This is a genomic window from Kitasatospora sp. NPDC127116 (genome assembly GCF_042677365.1).
In the GTDB taxonomy this organism is placed as follows: domain Bacteria; phylum Actinomycetota; class Actinomycetes; order Streptomycetales; family Streptomycetaceae; genus Kitasatospora; species Kitasatospora lactacystinica.
The window spans coordinates 39,105-47,671 of sequence record NZ_JBHXTL010000078.1 but is presented as its reverse complement, the minus strand read 5'-3'; the positions used below and the strand labels follow the sequence as shown (position 1 = coordinate 47,671).

Genomic DNA, 8,567 nt, shown 5'->3' with positions numbered 1-8,567 from the left:
GTCTCCGCCCGCCGTCAGGCCCGGGCGGCACCGCGGCGGTTGCGCACCAGCACGGTGGCGCTGCCGCCGACCAGCAGCAGCCCGGCCGCGGTGGCCAGCAACGGGACCACCGGGGTGTCCGCACCGGTGGCGGCCAGCGAGCCGCCGCCCGTACCGGTCAGGCCGCTCGTGGTCAGCGAGGCGCCACCGGACCTACCGTTGCCGGCGCCCCGGCCGCCGCCGGCCGCCGAGCCGCCGCCGGTGGAACCGGCGGGCGGGGCGGTCGGCAGCTCGGCGTCCTTGTCGAAGGCGAGCGTGGCGCTGACCGGGTCCAGGGCCGTACCGGCCGGGTAGTTGGAGAACGCCGGCACGCCCTCGGCCGTGAGGGTGGCCGGGACGTTCGCCAGCGTGACCACGCCGCCGACCGGCTTCAGGGCGGAGGCCGGAACGTCCAGCCTGGCGATCCTGGCACCGCGCAGCGAGGTCGACGCGCCGTCCGGGGACCTGCCGTTGACGTCGGCGGTCAGGAACGCTCCGTCCCGGCCGATCGTCAGGCCCAGCTTGGACAGCGTGGTGTCCAGCGCCCAGCCGTCCTTGCCGGGGTGCCCGAGGAAGCGGACCGAGCCGTCGAAGGCGGCGGTCAGCGAGTGGTCGGCGGTGTTGTACGCGCCGGTGGCGCCGCCGAAGCGGTAGTCGGCCGCGCCGCCGCCGAACTCGACCTTCCCGGCGGCCATCGGCGACGCCAGGTAGGCGCGGAAGCTCTCCTTGACCTTCCACTCCAGCGCCCCCTTCAGCACCGGCAGGCCGGACGGGACCGTGCCGGGGCTGCCGCCCGCGGACGGGGTGGCGCTCGGCGACTGGCCGGCCGAGGGCGAGGAGGTGGCCGAGGGCGTGCCGGACGGGGTCGAGGTCGGCACGGCGGTGGGCGTGGCGGTGGGGCTTCCGGTCGCGCTCGGGCTTCCGGTCGGACTCGCGCTCGTGCTCGCGCTCGGCGAGGAGGTGGCGGACGGCGCGGTGGTGGCCGTCGCGGTCGGCGAGGGCGTGGCCGGGCCCTGCTTCAGCAGCAGCGACAGCGGGTCCATGTCCGCCCCCGCCGGGTAGAAGCCGGCGAAGGCCCGGGCCCCCTGCTCGGTCAGCTCGGCCGCGGCGGGCACCCCGTTGGTGGTGTCCCGCGCGACGGTGAACGTCACCAGCGGCACGTCGTCCCGGCGGGTGACCTCGGTGGCGCCCGTCGACTCCTTGGAGGCGGTGTCGGCGGTCAGCGTGCCGGTGGTGCCGGAGGTGGTGATCCGCAGATCGCTGAGCGCGACGTCCAGGGCGCCGTGGTGGGCGGTGAAGTGCACGCCGCCGGTGAAGGAGGAGCTGAGCGCGTGCGTGGTGAGGTCGTACGCCGCGTTCGCCAGGCCGAAGTGGAAGGTGCCGTCGGCGTTGCGGGTCGCACCGCCGGTCAGCTCGATCGCGCCGCCCTGGGAGGCCGGGCCCTCGATGTAGGAGCGGAAGCTCGCCTTCACGCCCCAGTCCAGCGCGCCGGTGTCGTACGTGACGCTGCTCGGGCCGCCCGCGCCGAAGGCCAGTGCGGGGGCACCGAGGGCGGTCAGGCCGAGACCGGCGGTGACGGCCGCGAGGGCGGCCGGCCGGGTGCGGTTGCGGGACATGCTGGGTACTCCGTTCGGATGGGGGAGGGAGCGGGGGGACGCTCCCGGGAGGGGTCAGGCCGCTTCGTCGGCGTCGGGCCCGGCGGCCGGGGCCCCGGCCGCGGCGGCCGCCCGACGGCGGCGGACGAGCAGGCCGCCGGTGGTGGCGAGGGCCGCCACCAGCACCGCGCCACCGGCCACGGCGGCCACCGGGACACCGTCCGAGGAGGAGGCGGCGACGGGCGCGGCGGCCGGGGGGACGGCGGGGCTCGCGGCGGCGCCCGGCGGGGTGACCGGAGCGCTGCCGAGGTCGGGCAGCGGGGGAAGCGCGGCGGCCGGGTCGAGGGCGACGGCGAAGCTCAGCGGGTCCATCCCGGTGCCCGCCGGGTACAGCCCGCCGAAGGCCTCGGCGCCGCCCTCGGTGAGTTCCAGCGGCAGTTCGACGGCCCGCAGCAGGCCGCCCTCGGCCTTGAGGCCGGCCGGGTCGAAGGTCGCCAGCTCGACACCGGGGAGCTGCCGGGTGCCGCCGTCCGGGGTCCGGCCGGAGACGTCGGCGAGCAGTCGGCCCCGGCCGCCGGAGACGGTGACGCCGGGGTTGGCGAGGGTGAGGTCCAGGCCGTAGCCGTCGCCGGCGCGCATTCCGGTGAAGCGGACGGTGCCGGTGAAGGCCGCGGTCAGCTCGCCGGTGGCCGGGTCGTACCCGCCCTTGGCCGGGGTCCAGCGGAAGAACGCGCCACCGTCCGCCGCCCCGCCGCCGAGCTCCCAACGGCCTTGGGCGACCGCGCCGGTGACGTAGTCCCGGAAGGTGCGGCGGACCCCCCAGTCGAGGGCGCCGTCGGCGAACCCGGTGCGGGCCGGGGCCTGGGCGGTCGGCCCGGACGTCGGCCCGGACGCCGGCCCGGTGGTCGGAACCGGCGTCGGCGTGGTCGCGGGAGCGGCGGTGGGCGCCGGGGTGGCGGCCGGCGCGGGCGCCGCGGGCTTCTCCTGGGCGGCGGGCAGGTTGACCGACAGCGTGAGCGGGTCGAGGGCCGTACCGGCCTGGTAGAAGCCGCCGAAGGCCTTCGCCCCGGCGTCGGTGAGGGTCGCCGGGACGCCGCTCAGCGTCAGGGTGCCGGCCGCGCCGCGCAGGTCGACGCCGGCCAGCGAGAGGTCGGCCAGCCTGGCCTGGCTCGCGCTGCTCACCTGGCCGGTCTCCCTGGACTTGCTGCTGACGTCCGCGTACAGCCCGGCCGCGCCGCCCTGGACGGCCCTGAAGGTGAGCCGGCCGACGCTCAGGTCGAGCGCGTCGGCGCCGTTCTCCCGGTGCCCCGTGAACCGGACGCCGCCGGAGAAGGCGGCGGTCAGCGCACCCGCCGCCGGGTCGTAGGTGCCGTTCGCGGAGTGGAACCGGAAGGTGCTGCCGCCGACCGTGGCCGCGCCGCCGGTCAGCGACCAACTCCCCTGGGCGATGGGCCCGGTGACGTAGGTCAGGAAGGACTGCTTGATCCCCCAGTCCAGTCGCCCGCCGGAGACCCTGCCCTCGGCGGCCGACGCCGGTCCCGGTGACAGGCCCACCGCCAGCAGGGCGGCGAGGGCGGCCACCAGGGTGGCGGCCAGACGGCGGAGCCGGCTGGACAGGGGCACGGCGGATCACTCCTCGGGGGGCACGGGGGGATGGCGCAGGGGGGCAGGCAACGGCCACCCCCTTGCGGAACTGAGGTAAGGCTAACCTAATATATGAGTCAAGAGCCCCCGCCGCCCCGCTCCCCCACCCCGGGCAGCACGGCACCAACTCCCCGTGAAGGGAACCAGGTTGAGCAGCAGTACGATCCGATCCAGGGCGGCCCGCGGGCCCGTCCTCCTGCTGCTCGCCCTCGGCCTGCTGCTCGCCCTCACCGCCTGCGGCACCGCCGGGGGAACGGTCACGGCAACCGCCTCCCGGGCACCCGACACGGTCGAGCCGCCCGCCACCGAACCCGTCCCGCACCTTCCGGCCACCACCGCCTCCGCCGACGGCCGCCAGGTCACCGTCACCAGCGCCGAACGGATCATCCCGCTCAACGGCAGCCTCGCCGAGCTGGTGTTCAGCCTCGGCCTCGGCCCCAAGGTGGTCGCCCGGGACGTCTCCACCACCTTCCAGCAGGCCGCCGCGCTCCCGGTGATCACCCAGGCCCACGACGTCTCCGCCGAGGGCGTGCTCTCGCTGCACCCCACCGTCGTCCTCGCCGACCGCTCCACCGGCCCGGCCGAGGCGATCGCACAGATCCGGGCGGCCGGCGTCCCGCTGATCGTCCTGGACGACGCCAAGCGGCTGGCCGACGTCGGCCCGCGCATCGACACCGTCGCCGCAGCCCTCGGAGTCCCCGACGCCGGACAGCAGTTGAAGGAACGCACCGCACAGCGGATCGACGAGGCCACGGCCGCCGTCCCGGCCGCCGGCCGCCACCCCAGGGTCGCCTTCCTCTACCTGCGCGGCAGCGCCTCCGTCTACCTGCTCGGCGGCCCCGCCTCCGGCGCCGGCTCGCTGATCGAGGCGGTCGGCGGCGAGGACGCCGGCACCGCCGCCGGCCTCACCGGCGACTTCACCCCGCTCACCAGCGAGGCCCTGGTCAAGGCCGCGCCCGACGCGATCCTGGTGATGAGCAAGGGGCTGGACTCGGTCGGCGGCGTGGACGGCCTGCTCAAACTGCCCGGCGTCGCCCAGACCCCGGCCGGGCTCGACCGCCGGATCGTCTCGATCGAGGACGGCCGACTGCTCAGCTACGGCCCGCGCACCCCGCAGGTGCTGCGGGACATCGCCGCCCAGCTCTACCCGGCGGACGCCAAGTGACCCTCGCCGCGAGCCGGAAGGCCCTCCCGACCGTCCGCCGCACCACCCTGCTCACCGCCGGGCTCACCGCCGCCCTGGTCCTCTGCGCCCTGCTCGCGGCCGGGGTCGGCGCCTACCGCATCCCGCTCGGCGACATCCTCGCCTCCACCGCCCACCGCCTCGGCCTCGGCGGCCACGCCCTGGACCGGGTACCGGAGTCGGTGCTCTGGAACGTCCGGCTGCCGCGAGTGGTGCTCGCCCTGCTGGTCGGCGGTTCGCTGGGCTGCGCCGGCGCGCTGATGCAGGGCGTGTTCGGCAACCCGCTCGCCGAGCCCGCCGTGATCGGCGTCTCCTCGGGCGGCGCGGTCGGCGCGGTGGCCTGCATCGTGCTCGGCCTGGACGCCCTGGGCAGCTGGACGGTCACCGCCTTCGCCTTCGCGAGCGGCCTGCTGACGGTCTTCGCGGTGTACGCCATGGCCCGCTCCGGCGGGCGCACCGAGGTGGTCACGCTGATCCTCACCGGCGTCGCCGTGAACGCCTTCTGCGGCGCCCTGATCGGCATCCTGCTGTTCACCGCCGACTCCGCCGCGATCAGCCAGGTCACCTTCTGGCAGCTCGGCTCGCTCGCCCAGGCCACCTGGGGCAAGGTGCTGGCCGTCCTGCCGTTCGCGCTGGCCGGCCTCGCCGTCGCCCCGCTGTACGCCCGCAAGCTGGACCTGCTGGCCCTCGGCGAGCGCCCGGCCCACCACCTCGGGGTGGACGTCGAGCGGATGCGGCTGGTGCTGATCACCGTCGTCGCGCTGCTCACCGCCGCGGCCGTCGCGGTCAGCGGGATCATCGGCTTCGTCGGCCTGGTCGTCCCGCACCTGCTGCGGATGCTCGCCGGCCCCGGCCACCGCTTCCTGCTGCCCGCCTCCGCGCTCGGCGGCGCGCTGGTGCTGGTCGTCGCCGACCTCGCCGCCCGCACCCTCGCCGAGCCGGCCGAACTGCCGCTCGGGGTGCTCACCGCACTGATCGGCAGCCCGTTCTTCTTCTGGCTGCTGCGCCGGACCAGGACCAGGCAGGGAGGCTGGGCGTGAAGCTGCGCCGCCACCGGGAGATCCCCGAACGACCCGTACCCGGCACCGAGTTGCTCGCCGCCGAGGCCGTCCGGCTGGAGGTCGGCGGACGCCCGCTGCTGGCCGGCGCCGCCGCCCGGGTGGCGGCCGGCGAGGTGGTCGCCCTGCTCGGGCCGAACGGTGCGGGCAAGTCCACCCTGCTGTCCGTACTGGCCGGCGACCTCCGGCCGGACAGCGGCGGGGTCACCCTGCGCGGCCGTCCGCCGAGCGACTACGACGCCGCCGAACTCGCCCTGCACCGGGCGCTGTTGCCGCAGTCCGCCGCACTGTCCTTCCCGTTCCCGGCCGACGAGGTGGTCCGGATGGGCCGCGCGCCGTGGGCGGGCACGGCGGCGGCCGCCGAGGACGCGGCGGCCGTGGCCGAGGCGATGGCCGCCACCGAGTCCACCGCCTTCGCCGGGCGCCCGTTCACCGCCCTGTCCGGCGGCGAGCGGGCCCGGGTGGCGCTGGCCCGGGTACTGGCCCAGCGCACCCCGCTGCTGCTGCTGGACGAACCGACCGCCGCCCTCGACCTGCGCCACCAGGAGCTGGTGCTGCGGGTCGCCCGGGCCCGGGCCGCGGCCGGGGACGGGGTGGTCGTGGTGCTGCACGACCTGTCCCTGGCGGCGGCCTACGCGGACCGGGTGGTCCTGCTGACGGACGGGGCGACGGTCGCGGACGGGCCGGTCGCCGAGGTGCTGCGGGCCCCGCTGCTCAGCGAGGTGTACGGGCACCCCGTGGAGGTGCTGGCGCACCCGCGCACCGGGGTGCCGCTGGTGCTGCCGGAACGCGGCTGAACCGGGCCGGTCCTGCCGGGCCGGGCCCGGTCGGGCTCGGTCGGGCTTCCGGGCCCGGTCAGTCCTCCAGCCGGAAGCCGACCTTGATGCACACCTGGTAGTGCTTGATCCGGCCCTCCTCCAGGTGTCCCCGGACCTGCGAGACCTCGAACCAGTCGAGGTTGCGCAGCGTCCGGGAGGCGCGCTCCACCCCGTTGCGGATCGCGGCGTCGACGCTCTCGGTCGAGGACCCGACGATCTCGGTCACCCGGTACACATGGTCGGTCATGGCGGACTCCTCAGCTGTGCGACGGCCCCCGGTCCACCGTGCACCGGCCCGGGTCCGCCCGCACCCGGACGGGTCGGCCGCCGACCGCCCGAAACGCCCTAGAACGCCGCCCGCACCTCGCCGACCGGCACGCCGCCGCCGAGCAGCGGGGCGGCGCCGATCCACTCGACGGTCGCGTCCGCCCCCGTCACCCCGAGCCGGCGCAGCGCCGCCGCCAGCACCGGGCCGCGGGCCCGCTCGCCGCCGTCCTCGATCTTGAAGGCCAGCGCCCGCCCGTCCGGCAGCGCGACCACCTGGACGGCCTCGGCGCCCATCTTGGACAGCGCTCCCGGCACCGCCCGCATCAGCCGGGTGTCGGCCCGGCGGGTGCCGGCCACGTACTCGGGGTGGGCGCGCATCGCGTCGGCGACGCGACGCGGCTCGGTGCCCTCGGCGGCCAGCACGAGGCCGCGGTAGCCGCGGGCCAGCCCGGTCAGCGACACGGCCAGCAGCGGCGCGCCGCAGCCGTCCACCCCGGCGTGCGCGGCGGTCTCGCCGGTGGCCTCCTCCAGGGCTTCGCGGGCCAGTCGCTGGATCGGGTGGGCCGGGTCGAGGTAGCTCGCGGTGTCCCAGCCGTTGGCCGTGCAGGCGGCCAGCCAGCCGGCGTGCTTGCCGGAGCAGTCCATCAGGATCGGGGCGCGCTCGCCGCCGGCGGCGAGCAGCAGCTCCGCCTCGGTCTCGTCCAGCGGCAGGTCGGCCGGGGTGCGCAGGGCCGACTCGTCGAGCCCGGCGGAGCCGAGGATGCTCCGCACACCATCAAGGTGAAACGATTCTGCGGAGTGGCTGGAGGCCGCCAGCGCCAGCAGCTCGCCCTCGATCGCCAGCCCGGCCCGCAGCGTGGCCACCGCCTGGAACGGCTTGGCGGTCGACCGCGGGAAGACCGGGGCGTCCGGGTCGCCGAGCGCGAACTCGACCGAGCCGTCGGCCGCGAGCAGCACCAGGGAGCCGCGGTGGCGGCCCTCGACGAAACCGGAGCGCACGACCTCGGCGAGAACGGGCGTGGTGGCGGGCAGGGACATGGCGGGTGAGCCTTCCGGGGCGAGGGTGGGCCGGGCGGGAGCCGGGCCCACCGCCCGCGGCGACTCACCCGGTCAGAGCGGCCCCCCTGCGAGCAGGTCGTCGACCCGTGCTTCCCCATCACGGTACCTGCGGGTGATCTCGGCATTGCAACCGTCGGCCGTGCGCAGCAGCCGCTGGCGCCGTCCGGACACCTCCCGCTCGTGCGCCCGCAGCCGCTCCAGCGCGGCCAGCAGTTCCTCGGCCGGGTGCGCGGCCAGGTCGGCGAGCTGGACGTCGCCCATCAGGGCGTCCGCCTCCAGCCCGGACTCCCGGGTGCGCGGCGGGCCGAGGGTGACGTGCCGGGCCGAGCGCCGCACGGTGGAGGGCGCGTCGGTCAGGATGGCCGGCAGCCGGTCCAGCAGGTCGCCGGGGGCCGGCTCGGGGCCGGACGGGCCGGCGGTAGGGACCGGGCCCGCGCCGGGCCGCCGGTCGAGTTCGGCGCGCAGGATGTCCATCCGCCCGTGCAGCAACCGCCGCAGGTACGACAGGTCGGCCTCCTGCTCCAGGGTCTCCCGGCGCAGCACCCGCAGCTGCTCCAGGCCCAGCCGCTCCAGGTCGGGTTCGTCCCCCGCGCCCGCCGCCGGGCCGTGCGGGCCCCCGGGGGGCCGCACCACCGGCCCGGACCGGTCCCGCGCCGCGCTGCTCGCGTCCATCACCCAACCACCTGACGTCGTCCGATCCCGCCCGCTCGCGGCACCCCGTCCCTGCCGCCGGTCCGGCCCGTCCCCCGACGGGCCGCACGTCCCGTCCACCGGCACGCCCGGGAACCCCCGGAGGCTCCGGTCCCCGGCCGCGACCGCCCACCGGGGCGGCACCGCCAGACGCCTGACCTACCGGCTCGACCGCCAGGCCGAACCCGGCCCGGCGCGGCGGACCTCCTGGCGCCCCGGACCCTTCGTACGGTCC

At 77.0% G+C, this 8,567-nt stretch carries 8 protein-coding genes; 3 read left to right on the top strand and 5 right to left on the bottom strand.

Annotated elements, in window-relative coordinates:
* Positions 1 to 14: 14 nt before the first annotated feature.
* A complete protein-coding gene (locus ACFVHV_RS27915) occupies positions 15 to 1,634 on the bottom strand; it encodes an HtaA domain-containing protein (RefSeq protein WP_380354429.1) in 1,620 nt (539 codons plus the stop codon).
* A 54-nt stretch (positions 1,635 to 1,688) separates the two neighbouring features.
* On the bottom strand, positions 1,689 to 3,236 hold the full coding sequence (locus tag ACFVHV_RS27910) for an HtaA domain-containing protein (protein ID WP_380354426.1): 1,548 nt from the start codon (positions 3,234 to 3,236) through the stop codon (positions 1,689 to 1,691).
* 169 nt (positions 3,237 to 3,405) lie between these two features.
* Between ACFVHV_RS27910 and ACFVHV_RS27905 the strand changes: the two genes are divergently transcribed.
* The 3 genes from ACFVHV_RS27905 to ACFVHV_RS27895 are packed head-to-tail and all read left to right on the top strand — an operon-like array spanning position 3,406 to position 6,295.
* Entirely contained in the window at positions 3,406 to 4,422 is a 1,017-nt protein-coding gene (locus tag ACFVHV_RS27905) for a hemin ABC transporter substrate-binding protein (RefSeq protein WP_380354424.1), read from the top strand.
* Positions 4,419 to 5,480, top strand: a complete 1,062-nt coding sequence (locus ACFVHV_RS27900; protein ID WP_359909393.1) for an iron ABC transporter permease — start codon at positions 4,419 to 4,421, stop codon at positions 5,478 to 5,480. The genes ACFVHV_RS27905 and ACFVHV_RS27900 overlap by 4 nt, the downstream gene beginning before the upstream one ends.
* A complete protein-coding gene (locus ACFVHV_RS27895; protein WP_380354432.1) occupies positions 5,471 to 6,295 on the top strand; it encodes a heme ABC transporter ATP-binding protein in 825 nt (274 codons plus the stop codon). The genes ACFVHV_RS27900 and ACFVHV_RS27895 overlap by 10 nt, the downstream gene beginning before the upstream one ends.
* Before the next feature lie 58 nt (positions 6,296 to 6,353).
* Here ACFVHV_RS27895 and ACFVHV_RS27890 read toward each other — a convergent pair whose 3' ends face one another.
* The 3 genes from ACFVHV_RS27890 to ACFVHV_RS27880 form a co-directional block, all read right to left on the bottom strand.
* On the bottom strand, positions 6,354 to 6,563 hold the full coding sequence (locus ACFVHV_RS27890) for a dodecin (RefSeq protein ID WP_359909395.1): 210 nt from the start codon (positions 6,561 to 6,563) through the stop codon (positions 6,354 to 6,356).
* Positions 6,564 to 6,661: 98 nt separating this feature from the next.
* Positions 6,662 to 7,621 carry an asparaginase gene (locus ACFVHV_RS27885; RefSeq protein ID WP_380354420.1) on the bottom strand — a complete coding sequence of 320 codons (960 nt, stop codon included), beginning with the start codon at positions 7,619 to 7,621 and terminating at the stop codon, positions 6,662 to 6,664.
* Positions 7,622 to 7,693: 72 nt separating this feature from the next.
* Positions 7,694 to 8,314 carry an ABC transporter substrate-binding protein gene (locus ACFVHV_RS27880; protein ID WP_359909401.1) on the bottom strand — a complete coding sequence of 207 codons (621 nt, stop codon included), beginning with the start codon at positions 8,312 to 8,314 and terminating at the stop codon, positions 7,694 to 7,696.
* Positions 8,315 to 8,567 lie beyond the last annotated feature (253 nt).